Source organism: Sandarakinorhabdus sp. (assembly GCF_040398665.1).
In the GTDB taxonomy this organism is placed as follows: domain Bacteria; phylum Pseudomonadota; class Alphaproteobacteria; order Sphingomonadales; family Sphingomonadaceae; genus Sandarakinorhabdus.
In genome coordinates, this window is the sequence record NZ_JBBATQ010000012.1 from 51,422 (window position 1) to 69,498 (window position 18,077).

The window sequence follows — 18,077 nt, forward strand, 5'->3', positions numbered from 1 at the left end:
ACCGGGAGCGCGCGCCCACGCGGGTCTCGCCTCTCTCCGCAACGCAGAGGGGAACCTAACTGCGATCGAAGCTCGCCCGATCCCGGATCAGGATACGACTTGGGGCATGCCCGTGCGGCGGCCGCTGAGGGCCAATCCGAGAAGGGCAAGGCCGACGATGGCGGCGACCGCAGGTTCGGGCAAGCTGTCCCCCGTGCTGCCCTGCGGCACGGCGAGGCCGGGGTCACATGCGGGTGAATCGAGGTAACAGGGCGGCGTGGCACCGGCGCCGACCTGCAACATCACCGCGGCCGCAGCCGGAACCGGAGACATCGCCATGGCCAATACTGCCAAACACATCACTCGCATTGCCGCGTTCCCCACGATTGCTGCACCGCACCTAGACACAAGAGGTTTCGGTCACGTTACAAACCGCTGCTGCAAATAGGAAAATTCACCCATTGCGGCCAGTTGTTCGATCCATGCGGCCAAATCATTTGTGCGTTGCGACAGCACGGCAGTTACGCATTGAGACTTACCTCGGTTGCAGCCCGGCGGCGCCTCATGGCGCCGACAAGGCCGAATCCGGCAATCATCATCATCCAGCTGCCGGGTTCGGGCACGGGATTGGGCAGATAATTACTGTCACCGGCATAGGTGCCGAGGTGGACCTGCCCGCTTTGCGTGAAGTTGCGCACCACGATCGAGCCTTCCAGATCGACACCGCTGGTGATCAGATTGGCCAACGGCGCCAGGATCGAACCATGCTTCATCGCGCCGCCGATGGTGAGGCTGGTCGCTTCGTAGAAATTCCAGATCAGGAAGGGATTGAGGCTGGCATTGTAGCCGCCGACGCTGTTGCCGCGCCAATTGATGCTGGTACCCGACACGTTGATGATGATCGGCATCGGCCCACCGCTCTGGGTGAAGGCAATCTCGTTGCTGTTCAGCAGGCCGCCCGAAATGTTGAGCAGCGCAAAATCGTTGCCGCCATTGACCGCCTGGAAGATCGGCCCCTGCCCACCCATGGTGACAAAGCTGGGATTGCTGGCCAGCGTGAGCCCGCGCAAGGCCTGCGACAGCGCACCCAGATTGGTTGTGAGCGTTGCCGCCTCAGCCGCCGTGGCCAGCGAGGTGCTAGCTGCGTTCCAGCCGGCGCCAAGATTGCGGTTGAAGACGGCGCCATTGGCATTGCCGTTGATACTGCCACCGGCATTGACCGTCTGGCTGGCATTGGAACCGTTCATCGAAGCGCTGATGTTGCCGCCGGCATTGACAACCTGACCGTTGGCAAGGTTCAAATTGCCGCCGCCGGTGATATTGCCGCCGACATCGACCGCAGCGGCACCGTTGATCGAACCGACCGTATAGTTGCCGCCAACCAGCACACCGTGGTTGGTCGCCACCGGGCCGTTGTTGCCGTTGGGGCCGTTGTTCAGATTGATGTTTGCGTTCAGATTGCCGCCAACCGTCAGCGTGCGCCGCGGCGAAGGCGTCGCACCCTGCGCGCTGCGGCCCGCGCCGAAGCTACTGGAACCGTTGAGATCGCCCGCGATGAAGGCCTTGCCTTCCACCTGGCTGCTGGTGGTCATGTTGCCGAGCACGACCAGATTGAGTTCCCGCATCGCCTGCAAGCCATCGCGTGCCGGCGTGGAAAGCGGCGGGGAAAGCGGCGCAACGGCTGCGGCCGGCACGCTCGCCATAACGGCCATCACTGCGGCCGGCAACGCCATGCCCGCCCAACGCCCCGTACCCGACATACTGAATATCCCTGACTGACTCCCTTGCCCGTCTGTTTACACAATCTTAACGCGAAATAAATACTAATTTTTGGTTAATACGCAAATCAACCACCGCGACGTGCGATTTTCTGCGTCTGACCAGCGGCCCCGCCGCGCTGGCCTGCCGATCGTCGGTGCTGCGCCGGATCAGGCACAGCCTATCCCAGGATCACCCGCTGCCACCCCGGCACCTGGCCGCGCGCCCAGGTGGCCTGCCGCTTCTGATATTGGCGGGTGGCAAACAGCGCCTGTGCCATCGCCTGGTCGAGGCCAATCGCCCCGGCCAGATGCGCCGCCAGTTGCGGCACCGCCAGCGCCTTCATCACCGGTGCCTCGGCCGGCAGGTTCAACGCCAACAGCGCCGCCACTTCCGCCAGCGCACCGGCCGCCAGCATGGCATCGAGCCGCGCTTCGGCTCGCGCATGCAGATCGGCACGCGGCCGCTCCACCACCAGGCCCTGCACCGCGGCTTCGCCAATCCCGCCTTCACGTTGCTGCTGCCAATCGCCCAGCGTGCGGCCACTGCTGCGCGCCACTTCCAGCGCGCGCAGCGTGCGTTGCCGATCCGCCGGCATCAGCCGCGCAGCGCTGGCCGGATCTTCCTGCAGCAACGCCGCGCGCGCCGCATCGGTGGACAAGGCCCGCACCGCCGCCCGCACCCCGGCATCGATCTCCGGCACCGGCGCCAGCCCGTGCACCAGCGCCACCAGATACAGGCCGGTGCCGCCCACCACGATCGGGTGCAGGCCGCCGTTGCGCGCCGCCGCAATCTCGGCCTTCGCCATCTCTGCCCAGCGCGCCGCCGTGCACACATCATCGCCGGCCAGCACGCCATACAGGCGATGCGGCACCGCAGCGGCATCCGCCGGGGTGGGCCGCGCCGATACCACCGCCAGGCAATCATAGAGCTGGCTGGCATCGGCGTTGATGATCACAGCATTCACGCAGGCTCCCAACGCCAGCGCCAGTGCAGACTTGCCGCCCGCGGTCGGCCCTGTAAGAACCGTGACCCGTTCAGGATCGAGGTCAATGTCGGAAGCGCTCATCATCACCCTGGTTGCCGAAGGCCGCTTGTCGCCCGGCGACGCGTCGGCGGCAAGCGATGTGGTGGCCAATACCGGCGCCGGCATCGTGGCGCAAAGCTGGCTGGAGGCCGGTGACGCCTTCGACATCATGGCGCGCGGCGATGCCGCCAGCATCCGGGCGGCGCTGGAAACCGCGCTGGCAGCAGTCGATGTGATCGTGCAGCCTGCGGCCAGCCCGCGCCGCAAGACGCTGATCGTGGCCGACATGGATTCGACCATGATCAGTTGCGAGTGCATCGATGAGCTCGCCGATTATGCCGGCGTGAAAGCGCAAGTGGCCGCGGTGACCGAATCGGCGATGCGGGGCGAACTGGATTTTGCCGGCGCGCTGCATGCCCGCGTCGCGCTGCTGAAGGGGCTGCCGGTCGCCACGCTGGATCAATGCCTGAAGGAGCGGGTGCGGCTGACGCCCGGTGCGCGCACGTTGGTGCAGACCATGGTGGCGAACGGCGCGCGATCGCTGCTGGTGTCCGGCGGCTTCATGCACTTCGCCGTGCCGGTGGCGCGCCAGATCGGCTTTGCGCGCGTTGTGGCCAACCGACTCGATCTTGATGGCGACGTGCTGGCGGGCACGGTGGCCGATCCGATCATCGATGCCGCCGCCAAACGCATCCTGCTGGAAGCCGATGGCACCGCACTGAGCGCCGCGCTGGTGGTGGGCGACGGCGCCAACGACATTCCGATGATCACGGCGGCGGTCGATGCCGGCGGGTTGGGCATCGCCTATCACGCCAAGCCGAAAACCGCTGCTGCGGCCCGGGCCCATGTGCGCAGCGGCGATCTCACCGTGCTGCTGCGCGCGCAGGGCTATCGCCGTGCCGATTGGATCAATGGTTAGGCGGTGAACTTGCCCGTGATCCAGGTGCCCAGCGCCGCCGTGCTGCCGGTGAGGAAGGTGCCCCAGATCAGATCGAGCACGGTCACCTTCAGGCTCCACACCTTCAGCGTGGCATAGTTGGTGAAATCATAGGTGGCATAGCACAGGAAACCCAGCACCGCGCCCTGCAGCGCCGCGCGCGCAATCCCTTCGGTCAGGCCCGGCCACACCGCGAAATAGACGATGCCGCCGATATAGAGGGCGTAGAAGATCATCGCCGGTGCCAGCCGAAAGCCGTTTTCCATCATCACTTCGCCGATTTCGGGCTTGTACAGGCGCGGCGCCATGTTGATCAGCCACACGGCATCAATGGCAGCAAAGGCCACCAGCGTGGCGAAATAGGCGATCAGCATCTTTGTCATGCTTCGCGCCATAGCCAAATGTCGCGGCTTTGCCACCCGGTTTGACAATTGCACCCGGCATCCGCGATGCTGTGTCGCTGGCAATGCGGGCGGCAAACGCCCGGCACGATATGTGGGGGATCGCATGACCGACAGAAAGAAGCTGTGGCTGTCGCGCCGGCTGGAGGGGATGCTGCTGCGCTTCTATCGCGCGCAAGGCTGGCAAGCGGTCAGCCACGGATCGATCCCCAAGAAGGCCATCATCATCGCTGCGCCGCACACATCGAATTGGGATTTCCTCTATTTCATCGGCCTCACCCGTGATCTCGGCATCGCGCCCAGCTTCATGGCCAAACGCCAATTGTTCCAATGGCCGCTGGGGCGCTTCATGCGCGACATGGGCGGCGTGGCAATCAACCGCGAAGCCGGCGGCAATTATGTGCAGGCGATGATCGACGAATTTGCCCGCCGCGACGAATTCCTGCTGACCATTGCGCCCGAAGGCACCCGCAGCAGCGTGGCGCAGTGGCGCACGGGTTTCTATCACATCGCCATGGGCGCCGGCGTGCCGTTGATCGTCGGCATGATGGATTATGCCAAGAAGATGGGCGGCCTGGCGCAGGCCTTCATGCCGAGCGGTGATTATGCGGCCGACATGATGCGGATCGAGGAATTTTACCACAACACCACGCCGCGCCATCCGCACAAGGCGATGCAGTCAATCCTTGCCGCCAGCGAAAAACCCTACGCCAGGGCTGCCTGATGGTCAGCAGTCTCGCCCTCACCCTGGTGGCCGTCGTTGCGTTGATGCTGGCCTGCTGGCGGATCGCGGTCAGCATCCGCGATGTTTCGTTCATCGATGTCGTCTGGGCCTGGGGCATGGTCTATGCCGTCGCGGTCGCCACCGTGCTGGCCGGCGGCCCGGCCGGGCCGGCGGGCTGGGCGCTGCTGGCGCTGGTAAGCTTGTGGGGCCTGCGCCTGGGCGGCCATCTGTTTGCCCGCTGGCGCCGGCTGGGTCGCGATCCGCGCTATGAAAAGATCATGGCCAGCGCGCTCGCCAAAAAAGGCTGGAGCTTCGAACGCACGGCACTGTTGCAGGTGTTCGGCCTGCAAGGGCCGTTGTTGTGGGCCGTGTCGCTGCCGGCGCAGACCGGGATTTTGGCCGACAGCGGCGGCCCGCTGCCACTATGGGGCTGGGCCGGCGTCGCCATCGCCTTGATCGGCATCGGCTTCGAAACCATCGGCGACGCGCAGCTCGAAGCTTTCCGCAAGAATCCGGCCAGCAAGGGCAAGGTGCTGGATACCGGCCTGTGGCGCTATACCCGCCACCCCAATTATTTCGGCGACTTCACCGCCTGGTGGGGCATTTTCATCGTCGGCGTTGCGGCCGGCGCGCCGATCTGGACGATCATCGGGCCGATCTTCCTCAGCTTCACCCTCACCCGCTGGTCCGGCGCACCGATGCTGGAACACAGCCTGAAGAAACACCGGCCGGGCTATGAGGACTATATCCGCCGCACGTCGGGGTTTTTCCCGCTGCCGCCCCGTCGCAGCTGAAACCGCCGGCGCCGCAGGGCCATTCCGGTCAGGCCGAAACCGGCAAGCAGCATCGCCCAACTGGCCGGTTCGGGGATATAGGCGTCCACCAACCTTGCTTCCACCGCGGTTATCTGGAAGTTGGCGAACAGCAATCGATAAGCATAAAGATCAGTGTTGGTAAATCCCTGCGTTAGATCACGACTGCTGGTCAATTTTCCAAGATCACGCGGGGTAAACCTGGCGTCGACAAAGGGTACGGGGTCACCAATAGCCGCCAGCCCCCGAAATATAATGCTGTGTAGGTAGGTCTTGGTATACCAGTGCTCCGAATCATGGTCGAACAGCGGACCGGGATAGGGGGCGGGATGGTGAAGCTGAACACCGATACACCGTTCGATGTGTCAAGAACGGTGAACGGCAAGGGCGTCGCAGTGTTTACAGTGCGAAACACGTAAAGGACGCTGGCCGCAGCCGGCAACGCCGTCGCTGCCACCATGCCCAGAAGCATCATACGAAGGCCAATCTTCACCGTCGATCCTCCTCTTGCCAAGCCAACGGTGCATCCCGCCATTCTCATCTTCGGCCGTTGGCGCTATGAAAACCATCCGTATATCTGCGTGGTCGGCCGCTACTGCAGCAGGTCTCAGCGCGCTTAGGCCCGCCATCCGAATTATTTCGGCGACTTCACTGCAAGGTGGGGCATGTTCATCGTCGGCGTTGCGGCCGGCGCGCCGATCTGGACCCTGGCTTGAAGACGCACCGGCCGGGCCATGCCGACGATATCGCGCGAACGTCGGGGCTTTTCCCGCGGCCGCCCAAACGCCGTTGAAGACAGCGTCACTTGTTCAGTGTGGGTGGTTTCCGAGCCTTTCGGCCCGCCTGGTTGCCCCTAAGCTTCCGGTCTTCAGGAGATCGGCCATGTCAGGCACGGGCGCACACATCGAGGACATCGGCCCACAGCCGCAAGCGTTCGACATCGAACGCGCGACAACGCAGAATGGCGATTATCGTTCGGTCGCGTGGAGCGGCCGCTTCCTGCAGGTCACGCTGATGTCGATTCCGGTTGGTGGTGACATCGGCCTGGAGGCGCATCCCGATACCGACCAGTTCCTGCGGCTTGAGGCGGGCACCGGCCGCGTCCAGATGGGGACAGCCAAGGATCAGATGAGCTTTGATGCGCAGGTGTCCGACGGCTGGTGCGTGCTGGTGCCGGCGCAAACCTGGCACAACATCACCAACACCGGCACCACGCCCATGCAGGTCTATGCCATTTATGCCCCGGCGCACCACAGCCCCGGCAAGGTGCAGGCCACCGCCGCCATTGCCAGCGCCGACACGGATGACGAACCTGCGGACTGGTCGACGCAGCCCGGCCATGCGCCCGACCAGCACGGTTGATTCGGCTGATTGCACACGCCATGACACCGCGATATTTTGCCCTGATAGTGGGCCTCTGCCTGACAGGAGCCTGTGCCATCGCCGCCGAAGAACCCGCCTTCACCGTCAGCCTGGCCAAGGCTGATTTTGAAGTCCGCGCTTATCCCGCGCTGATGGTCGCTGAAGTCGCGGTATCCGGTGACCGCAAGGCCGCCGCGAGCGCCGGCTTTCGCCTGCTTGCCGGCTATATCTTTGGCGGCAACACCGCCCGGCAGAAGATCGCCATGACGGCACCGGTCATGCAGGCTGCCAGCCAGAAGATTCCGATGACCGCCCCCGTGATGCAGAGCGGCGGCGATGGCGCGTGGGTGATCAGCTTCATCATGCCCAAGGGCTCGACGCTGGAAAACCTGCCCCGGCCGAACAATCCCAGGGTGCAACTCAAAGGCATCCCGCCGGCGCGCATGGCCGTGGTCCGCTTCAGCGGCCTGGCCCGGCCGGACAGCATCGCGGCAAAAACCGCCGCCTTGCAGGGCTTTGTCAGCGCACAGCATCTGCACGCGATCGGGCCGCCGGCCCTGGCGCAATATGATCCGCCGTGGACGTTGTGGTTCCTGCGCCGCAACGAAGTGATGATCCCCATCGCGCCGGATGCTGCCACCTGAACCATTGGCCACTGGCATTGCCCTCATACGGCGCCAGCCGCTTTAACCAGCCCGCGCCCGTTCAAACAGCCAGACGCGCACCGCGCTCGACAGGTTGGTGGTGCGCGCTTCGTCGATTTCGGCGACGAGGGCGGCCAGCGATTTGCCCTCCTGCGCCGCGGCTTCGTTCAGCGCCGCCCAGAAGATCGGTTCCAGGGTCAAGCTGGTGGCATGGCCCTGGATGGTGAGGCTGTATTTTTTTGGCACGTCAGCGCCTGAGAGAGCGCTGCGTCACGGACATCATCAGGATCGGCACCGTCGCACAGGTCAGCCAGGCAATGCCGGTGGCTGCGGCGGCCTTGGTCAACAACCATGGCACGCCAACCACCACCAGCGGAACCACCGGCACCAGCAACCAGGCTGCGCCAAGGCTGTCGCGAAACCGACCCTTCATCGCTCAATACATATGCTGCCCACCGTTGATCGACAGCGTCGATCCGGTGATGAAGCCGCCATCATCGCTGGACAGGAACGCCACGGCGCGGGCGATTTCGTTGGCCTGGCCCAGCCGGCCGACCGGGATCTTGGCAACGATCTTGGCCAGCACATCCGCCGGCACCGCGGCAACCATGTCGGTATCGATATAGCCGGGCGCAATCGCATTGGCGGTGATGCCGAAACGCGCGCCTTCCTGGGCCAGCGCCTTGGTGAAGCCGTGGATGCCGGACTTCGCCGCAGCATAATTCACCTGGCCATATTGCCCGGCCTGGCCGTTGATGCTGCCGATCTGCACATAACGGCCCCAGCCGCGTTCCTTCATGCCCACAAAGGTCGCCTTGGCCATGTTGAAGCAGCCGCCCAGATTGACACGGATCACCTCGTCCCAGGCTTCCCAGCTCATTTTCATCAGCGTGCCGTCGCGGGTGATGCCGGCGTTGTTCACCACGATGTCGATCGGCCCCAGATCGGCCACCACCTGCGCGCAGCCATCGAGGCAGGCCTGGTGATCGGCGACATTCCATTTGTAACTCTTGATGCCGGTCGCTTCGGTGAAGGCGCGCGCCTTTTCATCGCTGCCGCCATAATTGGCTGCCACGGTCACGCCCATCCCGTGCAGCGCCAGACTGATCGCTTCGCCAATCCCGCGCGTGCCGCCGGTTACCACTGCCACCCGTGCCATATCGAAATCCAACCTTTCCCAGCGCCCGCCCTGTAGCTTGCGGTACAACTTTTCTCACCTTGATACGGAATTGCAGCCCGTTCAACAGGCCATTACAGCCAACCCGCCAATTCGCGGCCAACGATGGCTTCCAGCATGGCCATGCCAGTATCGCTGGCGTTCAGACAGGGCAGATAGGCGAAATCGCTGCCGCCGGCCTCCAGAAATTCGTCACGGCCTTCCATCGCCACTTCTTCCAGTGTTTCCAGGCAATCGGCGGCGAATCCGGGGCAGACAACCGCAATCTTCTTCACGCCCTCTTTCGGCAGGGCGAGCAAGGTGTCGTCAGTATAGGGCTTCAGCCATTCGGCGCGGCCAAAGCGCGACTGGAAGGTGACGCGGACCGGCAGGCCGAGCGCATCCTGCAGCAAGCGCCCGGTCTTGCGGCACTGGCAATGATAGGGATCGCCGGCAGCCAGCGTGCTTTGCGGCATGCCGTGGAAACTGGTGACAATCAGATCGGGGGTGAAATCAAGCGACGCCAGCCCATCGCGCACCGATTGCGCCAGCGCAGCGATATGATCGGGATTGTCGTAATAGGGCGGCAGTGTGCGCAGCGCCGGCTGCCAGCGCATCGCCATCAACACGCGCGACGCTTCGTCGACCACGGTGGCGTTGGTGGCACCGCTGTATTGCGGATACATCGGCGCGAGCAGGATGCGATCGCAGCCGGATTTCATCATCGCTTCCAGCCGCTCGCCGATGGAGCGCGTGCCATAGCGCATGGCCCAATCGACCTGCACAGCCTGCCCCAGGCGCAACTGCAGCGCTTCGGCCTGTTGGCGGGTGTAAACGGTGATCGGCGAGCCTTCGGGCAGCCAGACCTTGGCATAATTGGCCGCCGCCGTGCGCGGGCGGATGTTGAGGATGAGCAGATTGAGAATCGGCTGCCACAGGAAGGCCGGAATTTCGATCACCCGCTTGTCTGACAGGAATTCGCCCAGAAAGCGGCGGACAGCGGGCACATCCGGCGCATCGGGCGAGCCGAGATTGACCAGCAGCACGCCAACGCGCCCGGCCTTCACGGCCACGTGATCCGCCGGCAGGGCCAGCGGCGGCAGATTGAGCGGAATCATCATGCAGGGAAAAACGGCAATGTGCGCCAGCGCCGGCCGGAGGCGGCAAACAGCGCATTGGCCACCGCCGGCGCGATCGGCGGGGTACCGGGCTCGCCGATGCCGCCGGGGTCAGCAGCAGACGGGATGATGCGCACATCGATTTCGGGGCAGTCGGCCATGGTGATCAGTGGATAGGCGTGGAAGTTGTCCTGCTCCACCCTGCCGCCCGAAAAACTGATGCGGCCAAAAAGCGCGGCCGACAGGCCATAGACGATGCCGCCTTCGATTTGCGCCACCACCGTGTCGGGATTGATCACACGGCCGCAGTCCACCGCCGCCCACACCTTGCTGACGCGCGGACGCTCGCCGGGAACCGCCACGACCTCGGCGATCTGGGCGACGATGCTGCCGAAACTTTCCACCAGGGCAACGCCCCTGGCCACGACGGCGCCGGTCTTGGCCATATTCACCGCCGATTCGGCATCGCGCCCCAACGGCCCGCCCATTTCGAGCACGGCCGCAAGCACGGCGGCATGGCGCGGCCGATCCTTCAACATGGCCAGCCGGAACGCGCCAGGATCGACCGCCGCGCTGGCCGCCAGTTCATCGACGAAGCTTTCGACGATGAAGCCGGTGAAACTGTGGCCGACACTGCGCCAGAAACCCAAGGGCGCGGTGCAATCAGCAAGGATATGCTGCACGCGCAGATTGGGGATCGCATAGGGCAGATCGACCGCGCCTTCGATCGCGCCGGCGCCAGCCGCGGGCCGCCCGGCAAACCTGCCGATGTTGCGCCCGGCAAAAGCCGCACCGACATCGGGCACGGCGATGGCGGCATTCCAGCCGCTGATGCCATCCGGGGTGGCCTTGCCATGCAAGCGCGCGGCCACCGCCGGCCGATACATGTCGTGGGCAAAATCCTCTTCGCGGCTCCAGATCAGTTGCACCGGCCGGCCGGCGGCGCGGGCGATCAGCGCGGCCTGTGCGCAGGCATCGCCTTCCACCTTGCGGCCGAAACCGCCGCCGAGCAGCGTGGGGTGCACCACCACCTTGTCAGCATCGATCTCGAGCGCCTGCGCCACGGCGCGTGCCGCCAGCGTGGCGCTTTGGGTGGGCGCCCAGATCTCGACGCGACCATCGACCACCCGCGCCGTGGCGGTCATCGGCTCCAGACAGGCGTGGGCCAGGAACGGCAGCCCATATTCGGCGGTGACCACGCCGCTTCCAGCAAGCGCCATCGCCACGTCGCCATCGTCGCGCACCGCCTTGCCAACGGTGCCGGTGGGGCGAAACGGCAGGCCATCGGCGGCCAGCGCGCCGCGCACCGCCGCCTCCAGCCACGGGCCAGCCGCCGATTCGGCGGGCTGCCATTTGATGGACAAGCTTTTCAGGACCTTGTGGGCGGCGAACCAATTGTCGGCCACGCAGGCAATGAAGCCCGATTGTGCAACGATGCTGACCCCCGCCGGCAAGGCCGAGGCCGAATGGCTGGCAACGCGCGCGCCGATCGGGCCCTGATCGATGGCGGCATAGGCCAGGCCGGGCAGCCGCACATCGATGCCAAAGCGCGCCGATCCATCGACCTTGGCCGGCACATCGAGCCGCAGCAGCGCTTGCCCGGCCAGACGGCCATTTGTTCGCAATTCCGGATCAGCAGGCGCATCGTCCGGATCGATCTCGCCAACCAGCGCGTGAAAGGGCAGGCGATTGGCCTTGTAGGTGACAAAGCCGCCCGCGGTGTCGATTTCCTGCCAATCCACGTCCCAGCGCCGCGCGGCGGCCTTCACCAGCATTTCCCGCGCAGCCGCGGCGGCCGCGCGCAAGGGCGGCTCCCAGGCGCGCACGCTGTTCGAACCGCCGGTGATCTGAAAATCGAAAAATCGCGCCACGCGCTGCCCGGCTGCCATCACCACGGATCGCATCGGTTCCGACAGGCCGGCGGCGGCCCCCAGCGCCAGGCCGGGATTGGCATAATCGGGGCCCAGCGGCGCCGGCTCCACGCCCACGCCGCGCCAATCGGCGCCCAGTTCGTCGGCGACGATCTGCGCCAGCGCCGACCAGATGCCCTGGCCCATCTCCGCCTGCGCCACGGCAACCACGACCCGGCCATCGGCGCCGATCTTCACATAGGCGTTGAGCAGCGTGTCGCCCGGCGCCGGCGCCCAATTGACAGCGGAGGCGCGTGGCCACAGCGCCCAGCCAACGGCCAAGCCGCCACCGGCGACCGCAGCCACCAGCAGGGTGCGGCGGTTCACGGCCGCGCGCGGGGCGGTGCCGGATGGACGCCGGGATCGTGACGGCTTCAGGGTCAGGCGAGCTGCCCCATCAGATGCTCGGCCGACGAAACGCCGAAGGCGCCGGGCGGCTCGACATTCAACTGGGTGACGATGCCATCCTTGACGATCATCGAGAAGCGCTGGCCGCGCAGGCCCATGCCATAGGCGCTGCCGTCGAAGGTGAGGCCCAGCGCCTTGGAAAAATCGCCGTTGCCATCGGCCACCATCGTGATCGATTCGCCGACATTGGCGGATTTGCCCCAGGCGCCCATCACGAAGGCATCGTTCACCGAGATGCAGACGATTTCGTCAATGCCCTTGGCCTTCATCTCGTCGGCATTGTCGACAAAACCCGGCAGGTGGCGGGCCGAACAGGTCGGCGTAAAGGCACCCGGCACCGAAAACAGCGCCACGGTGCGGCCGCCGAACAGCGCATCGGTGGTGACCGGTGCCGGGCCATCGGCGGTCGCCTTGGCCAGGGTCGCTGCCGGAATCGCATCACCAATCTTGATCGTCATGGGGTTTCTCCATCAAGCAAAATGCCGCCTTCACTCCCTAGCCTTGGCCTTGGCTGGCGTCCAGCACGCGCCTATGCTGACACAATGCATGCGCCTCCTTTTCTCACCGGCCAGTTGCTGCTGTCGATGCCGGGCATTGGCGATGATCGCTTCGAACGCGCGGTGATCGCGATGTGCCTGCACGATGATCAGGGTGCGCTGGGGCTGGTGGTGAACCAGCCGCACCCGGATATCCGCTTTCACGGTGTGCTGGCGCAACTGGGCATTGCCAGCGGCGCGGCGCCGGATGTGCCGGTGCTGGCGGGCGGCCCGGTCGAACAGGGGCGCGGTTTCGTGCTGCACGATTCCGATTATGCCGCCGCCGGCACCATCCGGGTGAGCGATGCCTGGGCCTTCACCACTTCGCTGGACATCTTGCAGGCCATCGCCCAGGGGCGCGGGCCGCAGCGTTGGCACATGGTGCTGGGCTATGCCGGCTGGGGCGCCGGCCAGCTCGAAACCGAACTTGGCCAGCACGGCTGGCACATCGCGCCGCCCGATACCGCCTGCGTGTGGGACGTCGCCGCAGACCGGCGCTGGGAACGCGCCTTTGCGCTGACCGGCGTGGCCGTGGCCAATCTGTCGGCCACGCCCGGTCGCGCTTGAGCCTCACCGCGCGAAATGCGGCTCAGGCCATGACACGCCGCGCGAAACGCGGCTCAGGCCATCACAAACGCATTCAACTTGTTGCCATCGGGATCGCGGAAATAGGCGGCGTAGAAACCGCTGTCGCCGCGCGGGCCGGGCGGGCCTTCGCAACTGCCGCCATGTTCCAGCGCGATGGCGTGGATGCGGTCCACCTGCGCCCGGTCGCCGGCCTCCAGCGCCACCATCACACCATTGCCAACGCTCGCCGCATTGCCATCAAACGGCACGGTGGCCGCGATGCCCGGCGCGCCGCCCGGCGTGCCCCAGGCAATATAGGTGCCGAATTCCATCATGCGGCCCACGCCCATCTCGCCTGCAATGGCATCATAGAATCGCGCCGCACGCGCCAGATCATTGGTGCCGAGTGTCACATAGCCGATCATCGTCCATCCTCCGTGTGGAAAACGGAACATAAATGGAACAAATTGAGTCGGCAAGGCTGGATTGCCGGCCAGATTGGCCATGCTCTTGCCAGCGCAGGGGCAAGTCGCTACTGCGCGCGTTCCGCATGAACCGGACCGCCTGGCCAAAAGGGCTGCCATGGCGGTTTTTGATGCGTCTTACGAAGGAGACCAAAATGCCCAAGCTCAAGACGAAGAGCGGTGTGAAGAAGCGCTTCAAGATCACCGCCTCTGGCAAGATCAAGCATGGTGTCGCTGGCAAGCGCCACCGCCTGATCAGCCACAATGCCAAATATATCCGCCAGAATCGCGGCACGAGCGTGCTGGCCGAAGCCGATACCGCCCGGGTTCACGCCTGGGCACCGTACGGCATCAAGTAAGGAGCAGCACCCATGCGTATCAAACGTGGTGTGACCACCAAAGCCAGACACAAGCGGATCCTGGAACAGGCCAAGGGCTATTTCGGCCGCCGCAAGAACACCATCCGCATTGCCAAGCAAGCGGTGGAAAAGGCTGGCCAATATGCCTATCGCGATCGCAAGGCCAACAAGCGCAATTTCCGCGCATTGTGGATCCAGCGCATCAACGCCGCCGTGCGTGAAGAAGGCATCACCTACAGCCAGTTCATCGCCGGCACCAAGATCATCGGGCTTGAGCTCGACCGCAAGGTGATGGCCGATCTGGCCATGAACCAGCCGGAAAGCTTTGCCGCCATCATCGGCCAGGTGAAGGCCGCGCTCGACGCCAAGGCCGCCGCTTAACCGCGACGTCCGACGTGGATGAAGGGGCGCGCGCCGGCACCGGCGCGCGCCCCTTTTGCGTTTTTTCTTATCATTTCAGGCCGTTCGATGACCATCAACACGCTCGCGCTGCAAAGCGACATCTTGGCCAGCATCGATGCCGCCGGCAGCCCCGACGCGCTGGAAGCCGTGCGTGTGGCGGCCATGGGCAAGCAGGGCAGCGTCACCGCGCTGCTGAAGACGCTGGGCAGCATGAGCCCGGACGAACGCGCCGTGAACGGCCCGGCCTTCAATGGCCTGCGCGAAACCGTCACCGCCGCACTGGCCGCGAAGAAGTCGGCGCTCGATGAGGCGGCACTGAACGCCAAGCTCGCCGCCGAGCGCCAGGACATGACGCTGCCGGTCGCGCTGCCGCCTATGGGCAGCATCCACCCGGTTTCCCAGGTGATGGACGAACTGGCCGAAATCTTTGCCGATCTGGGCTTTGCCGTCGCCGACGGGCCGGAGATCGAGGACGATTGGCACAATTTCACCGCGCTCAACATCCCGGAAAGCCATCCGGCGCGGGCGATGCACGACACCTTCTACATCGACGGCAAGCCCAACATGGTGCTGCGCACGCACACCAGCCCGGTGCAGATCCGCACGATGATGGGCCAGAAGCCGCCGATCCGCATCATCGCGCCGGGCCGCGTCTATCGCAGCGATTCGGATGCCACCCACACGCCGATGTTCCACCAGATCGAAGGGCTGGTAATCGACAAGGGCATCACGCTGGCGCATCTGCGCTGGACGCTGGAGACGTTCATCAAGGCCTTTTTCGAGGTCGACGATGTCAGCTTGCGCTTCCGCCCCAGCTATTTCCCGTTCACCGAGCCTTCGGTGGAGGTAGACGTGGGTTACAACAGCAAGACGGGCAAGCCCGCCGGCGCTGGTCAGGTCGACAAGTGGCTGGAAGTGCTGGGCAGCGGCATGGTGCATCCGCGTGTGATTGCCGCTTGTGGGCTCGATCCCGATGAATGGCAGGGCTTTGCTTTCGGCACCGGCGTCGATCGGCTGGCGATGCTGAAATACGGCCTCACCGATTTGCGCGCCTTTTTCGACGGCGACACCAAATGGCTGAAACATCATGGCTTTTCGGCCTTTGACCTGCCCTCCATTTCTGCCGGAGCGACCCCGTGAAGTTCACCCTCTCCTGGCTGAAGGACCATCTCGACACCGCGGCCAGCGTCGCGGACATCGCTGACGCGTTGACCCGCTGCGGCCTCGAAGTGGAAGGCATCGAAAACCCGGCCGAAGCGCTGGGCGCCTTCACCATCGCCCATGTCGTGTCGGCAGAGCGCCATCCGCAGGCTGACAAATTGCAGGTGCTGATGGTCGATACCGGCACGGGTGATCCGATGCAGGTGGTGTGCGGCGCGCCCAATGCGCGCGCCGGCATGAAGGGCGTGTTCGCCCCGCCCGGCACGTACGTTCCCGGCAGCGGCATCACCTTGAAGATCGCTGCCATTCGCGGTGTCGAATCGCGGGGCATGATGTGTTCGATGCGCGAGCTTGAACTGTCGGACGAGCATGACGGCATCATCGCCCTGCCCGACGATGCGCCGCTGGGCATGCGCTATGTCGATTGGGCCGGGCTGAACGATCCGGTGTTCGATATCGCCATCACGCCGAACCGGCAGGAGTGCCTGGGCGTGCTCGGCATTGCCCGCGATCTGGCCGCCGCCGGCGTCGGCACGCTCAAGGCCCGCAGCATCACGCCGCTGGCTGGCGCGTTCCCGATGCCGCGCCCGATCACCATCGAGGATCATGAGGGCTGCCCGGCTTTCGCGGCGCGCGTGGTGCGCGGCGTGAAGAACGGCCCGTCGCCAGATTGGCTGCAACGCCGGCTGCGCGCCGTCGGTCTGCGCCCGATTTCGGCGCTGGTCGATGTCACCAATTTCCTTTCCATCGATTCGGGCCGTCCGCTGCACGTCTATGATGTGGCCAAACTGCAGGGCGGATTGACCGCCCGGCGGGCGCGGGCCGGCGAGTCGGTGCTGGCGCTCAACGGCAAGACCTATGCGCTCGATGAGAGCATCACCGTGATCGCCGATGACGCCGAGGTGCATGACATCGGCGGCATCATGGGCGGCGAGCATAGCGGCTGTTCGGCCGATACCATGGACGTGCTGATCGAATCGGCCTGGTTCACGCCCGAACGCATCGGCGCGACGGGGCGCAAGCTTGGCATCAACAGCGACGCCCGCGCCCGCTTCGAACGCGGCGTCGATCCGCTGTTCGTGGTGCCGGGCCTGGAGCTGGCAACGCAACTGGTGCTCGATCTGTGCGGCGGCGAGGCGTCCGAGATCGTTGTCGCTGGCGCGATTCCCGATCATGGCCGCGCCATCGCCTATCGCCCGGCGCGCGTCGCCGGGCTGGCGGGGCTGGATGTGGCCGAAGACGAACAGGCCGCCATCCTCGGCCGCCTCGGCTTTGACGTGACCCGCGGGGATGTCTGGCAGGTGGCGGTGCCGTCGTGGCGACGCGATGTCGATGGTGAGGCCGATCTGGTCGAGGAAGTGGTGCGCATCCACGGCCTCGACCATGTTCCGGCAACCCCGCTTCCGCGCAACGACGGCGTTGCCCTGCCCACTGCCACGCCGTTGCAACGCAGCCAGCGCCGGCTGCGGCGCGTGCTGGCCAGCAGAGGCCTGGATGAGGCCATCACCTGGAGCTTCCTGCCGCCCGCCGAAGCCGAAGCCTTTGGCGGCGCGGCGTTCAGCCTGGCCAATCCGATTTCCGCCGACATGGCGGCGATGCGCCCCAGCCTGCTGCCGGGCTTGCTGGCGGCCGCCGCGCGCAACATGGATCGCGGCGCCGCATCCGTGCGGCTGTTCGAGCTGGGCCAGCGTTATCTCGCCGACGCTGAACATCCCACCGCGGCCGTGTTGCTGGCCGGCGAAGCGCGCGGGCGCGACTGGCGCGGCGGGCCGGCGACCCGCCCTGATGCCTTTGATGCCAAGGCCGAAGCCCTGGCGGCGCTGGCCGCGCTCGGCGCACCGGTGCAGCGCCTGAACGTGGCCGCGCCGGGCGATGCCTGGTGGCATCCGGGCCGCGCCGGGCGGCTGGTGCTGGGCAAGGCGGTGCTGGCCGATTTCGGCATCATCCACCCGCGCATCAGCGCCGGTTTCGACGTGAAGGGCCCGGTGGCGGCAGTCGAGCTGTATCTGGACGCGCTGCCGCCGCGCAGCCGCAAGCGCGAGGCCTGGGCACCCAGTGCGTTGCTGGCGCTGAGCCGCGATTTCGCCTTTGTGGTCGACGAAAGCCTGCCGGCCGACAGCCTGCTGCGTGCGGTGGCCGGTGCGGACAAGGCCCTGATCAGCAACGTCAAATTGTTCGACCGCTACGCAGGGCCGGGCGTGGATGCCGGCAAGCTGAGCCTGGCCGTGGAAGTGACGCTGCAACCGACGGCCGCCACGCTGACCGACGCCGATATCGAAGCCGTGTCGGCCAAGGTGGTGGCGGCAGCAGCCAGGCTGGGGGCGGTGCTGCGCGGCTGATTGATATCGCATG

Annotated in this window: 22 protein-coding genes and 1 pseudogene; 11 read left to right on the top strand and 12 right to left on the bottom strand. The window is 65.5% G+C overall.

All coding sequences use genetic code 11. The features are described from left to right. Positions 1-87: 87 nt before the first annotated feature. The 3 genes from ABWP22_RS13835 to miaA all read right to left on the bottom strand — a co-directional run bounded on the left by ABWP22_RS13835 (position 88) and on the right by miaA (position 2,809). The gene (locus tag ABWP22_RS13835; protein WP_353200568.1) at positions 88-312 is read right to left on the bottom strand and encodes a hypothetical protein; all 225 of its coding nucleotides are present in this window, start codon (positions 310-312) and stop codon (positions 88-90) included. Positions 313-500: 188 nt separating this feature from the next. Then, positions 501-1,739, bottom strand: coding sequence for a collagen-binding domain-containing protein (locus tag ABWP22_RS13840; RefSeq protein ID WP_353200569.1), 1,239 nt, complete (start codon positions 1,737-1,739; stop codon positions 501-503). Between the two features lie 179 nt (positions 1,740-1,918). Then, positions 1,919-2,809 (bottom strand): tRNA (adenosine(37)-N6)-dimethylallyltransferase MiaA, encoded by an 891-nt coding sequence (gene miaA / locus ABWP22_RS13845; RefSeq protein WP_353200570.1) that lies wholly within the window; start codon positions 2,807-2,809, stop codon positions 1,919-1,921. Here miaA and serB point away from each other — a divergent pair. Next, positions 2,790-3,683, top strand: a complete 894-nt coding sequence (serB, locus tag ABWP22_RS13850; RefSeq protein WP_353200571.1) for a phosphoserine phosphatase SerB — start codon at positions 2,790-2,792, stop codon at positions 3,681-3,683. The two genes, miaA and serB, sit on opposite strands and share 20 nt — an antisense overlap. On the opposite strand, the gene ABWP22_RS13855 is transcribed toward serB, so the two are convergent. Beyond that, positions 3,680-4,084 carry a DUF2177 family protein gene (locus ABWP22_RS13855; protein ID WP_353200572.1) on the bottom strand — a complete coding sequence of 135 codons (405 nt, stop codon included), beginning with the start codon at positions 4,082-4,084 and terminating at the stop codon, positions 3,680-3,682. The genes serB and ABWP22_RS13855 overlap by 4 nt on opposite strands. Before the next feature lie 124 nt (positions 4,085-4,208). Between ABWP22_RS13855 and ABWP22_RS13860 the strand changes: the two genes are divergently transcribed. Then, on the top strand, positions 4,209-4,826 hold the full coding sequence (locus ABWP22_RS13860) for a lysophospholipid acyltransferase family protein (RefSeq protein ID WP_353200573.1): 618 nt from the start codon (positions 4,209-4,211) through the stop codon (positions 4,824-4,826). After that, positions 4,826-5,620, top strand: a complete 795-nt coding sequence (locus tag ABWP22_RS13865; protein ID WP_353200574.1) for a DUF1295 domain-containing protein — start codon at positions 4,826-4,828, stop codon at positions 5,618-5,620. The genes ABWP22_RS13860 and ABWP22_RS13865 overlap by 1 nt, the downstream gene beginning before the upstream one ends. On the opposite strand, the gene ABWP22_RS13870 is transcribed toward ABWP22_RS13865, so the two are convergent. Then, entirely contained in the window at positions 5,569-5,814 is a 246-nt protein-coding gene (locus tag ABWP22_RS13870; protein WP_353200575.1) for a PEPxxWA-CTERM sorting domain-containing protein, read from the bottom strand. The two genes, ABWP22_RS13865 and ABWP22_RS13870, sit on opposite strands and share 52 nt — an antisense overlap. Before the next feature lie 486 nt (positions 5,815-6,300). Between ABWP22_RS13870 and ABWP22_RS13875 the strand changes: the two are divergent. From ABWP22_RS13875 to ABWP22_RS13885, 3 genes and pseudogenes are all read left to right on the top strand, one after another. Continuing rightward, positions 6,301-6,354, top strand: a pseudogene (locus ABWP22_RS13875) (hypothetical protein); the annotation flags it as partial. Positions 6,355-6,520: 166 nt separating this feature from the next. Continuing rightward, a complete protein-coding gene (locus ABWP22_RS13880) occupies positions 6,521-7,000 on the top strand; it encodes a cupin domain-containing protein (RefSeq protein ID WP_353200576.1) in 480 nt (159 codons plus the stop codon). Positions 7,001-7,020: 20 nt separating this feature from the next. Next, a complete protein-coding gene (locus ABWP22_RS13885) occupies positions 7,021-7,644 on the top strand; it encodes an SOUL family heme-binding protein (protein WP_353200577.1) in 624 nt (207 codons plus the stop codon). Positions 7,645-7,686: 42 nt separating this feature from the next. On the opposite strand, the gene ABWP22_RS13890 is transcribed toward ABWP22_RS13885, so the two are convergent. From ABWP22_RS13890 to ABWP22_RS13915, 6 genes are all read right to left on the bottom strand, one after another. Next, positions 7,687-7,890, bottom strand: coding sequence for a ribbon-helix-helix domain-containing protein (locus ABWP22_RS13890; protein ID WP_353200578.1), 204 nt, complete (start codon positions 7,888-7,890; stop codon positions 7,687-7,689). A gap of 1 nt (position 7,891) precedes the next feature. Then, positions 7,892-8,077 carry a hypothetical protein gene (locus tag ABWP22_RS13895; protein WP_353200579.1) on the bottom strand — a complete coding sequence of 62 codons (186 nt, stop codon included), beginning with the start codon at positions 8,075-8,077 and terminating at the stop codon, positions 7,892-7,894. A gap of 3 nt (positions 8,078-8,080) precedes the next feature. Continuing rightward, on the bottom strand, positions 8,081-8,803 hold the full coding sequence (gene phbB, locus ABWP22_RS13900) for an acetoacetyl-CoA reductase (protein ID WP_353200580.1): 723 nt from the start codon (positions 8,801-8,803) through the stop codon (positions 8,081-8,083). Positions 8,804-8,895: 92 nt separating this feature from the next. Then, positions 8,896-9,921, bottom strand: coding sequence for a ferrochelatase (gene hemH / locus ABWP22_RS13905; protein ID WP_353200581.1), 1,026 nt, complete (start codon positions 9,919-9,921; stop codon positions 8,896-8,898). Next, entirely contained in the window at positions 9,918-12,155 is a 2,238-nt protein-coding gene (locus ABWP22_RS13910) for a xanthine dehydrogenase family protein molybdopterin-binding subunit (RefSeq protein ID WP_353200582.1), read from the bottom strand. Before ABWP22_RS13910 ends, hemH begins: the two co-directional genes overlap by 4 nt. A 53-nt stretch (positions 12,156-12,208) precedes the next feature. Continuing rightward, positions 12,209-12,694, bottom strand: coding sequence for a peroxiredoxin (locus ABWP22_RS13915; RefSeq protein ID WP_353200583.1), 486 nt, complete (start codon positions 12,692-12,694; stop codon positions 12,209-12,211). Between the two features lie 84 nt (positions 12,695-12,778). Between ABWP22_RS13915 and ABWP22_RS13920 the strand changes: the two genes are divergently transcribed. Then, positions 12,779-13,339 (top strand): YqgE/AlgH family protein, encoded by a 561-nt coding sequence (locus tag ABWP22_RS13920; protein ID WP_353200584.1) that lies wholly within the window; start codon positions 12,779-12,781, stop codon positions 13,337-13,339. Positions 13,340-13,392: 53 nt separating this feature from the next. Here the strand turns inward: ABWP22_RS13920 and ABWP22_RS13925 are convergent, their stop codons facing one another. Further along, positions 13,393-13,764: a VOC family protein gene (locus ABWP22_RS13925; protein ID WP_353200585.1), complete on the bottom strand. Its 372-nt coding sequence runs from the start codon at positions 13,762-13,764 to the stop codon at positions 13,393-13,395. 194 nt (positions 13,765-13,958) lie between these two features. Between ABWP22_RS13925 and rpmI the strand changes: the two genes are divergently transcribed. From rpmI to pheT, 4 genes are all read left to right on the top strand, one after another. Continuing rightward, complete coding sequence (gene rpmI, locus ABWP22_RS13930) at positions 13,959-14,162, top strand: 50S ribosomal protein L35 (RefSeq protein WP_353200586.1); 204 nt, start codon at positions 13,959-13,961, stop codon at positions 14,160-14,162. A gap of 12 nt (positions 14,163-14,174) precedes the next feature. After that, positions 14,175-14,543 carry a 50S ribosomal protein L20 gene (gene rplT / locus ABWP22_RS13935; RefSeq protein ID WP_353200587.1) on the top strand — a complete coding sequence of 123 codons (369 nt, stop codon included), beginning with the start codon at positions 14,175-14,177 and terminating at the stop codon, positions 14,541-14,543. A gap of 87 nt (positions 14,544-14,630) precedes the next feature. Further along, entirely contained in the window at positions 14,631-15,704 is a 1,074-nt protein-coding gene (gene pheS, locus ABWP22_RS13940; protein ID WP_353200588.1) for a phenylalanine--tRNA ligase subunit alpha, read from the top strand. Further along, positions 15,701-18,064, top strand: a complete 2,364-nt coding sequence (pheT, locus tag ABWP22_RS13945) for a phenylalanine--tRNA ligase subunit beta (protein WP_353200589.1) — start codon at positions 15,701-15,703, stop codon at positions 18,062-18,064. Before pheS ends, pheT begins: the two co-directional genes overlap by 4 nt. Positions 18,065-18,077 lie beyond the last annotated feature (13 nt).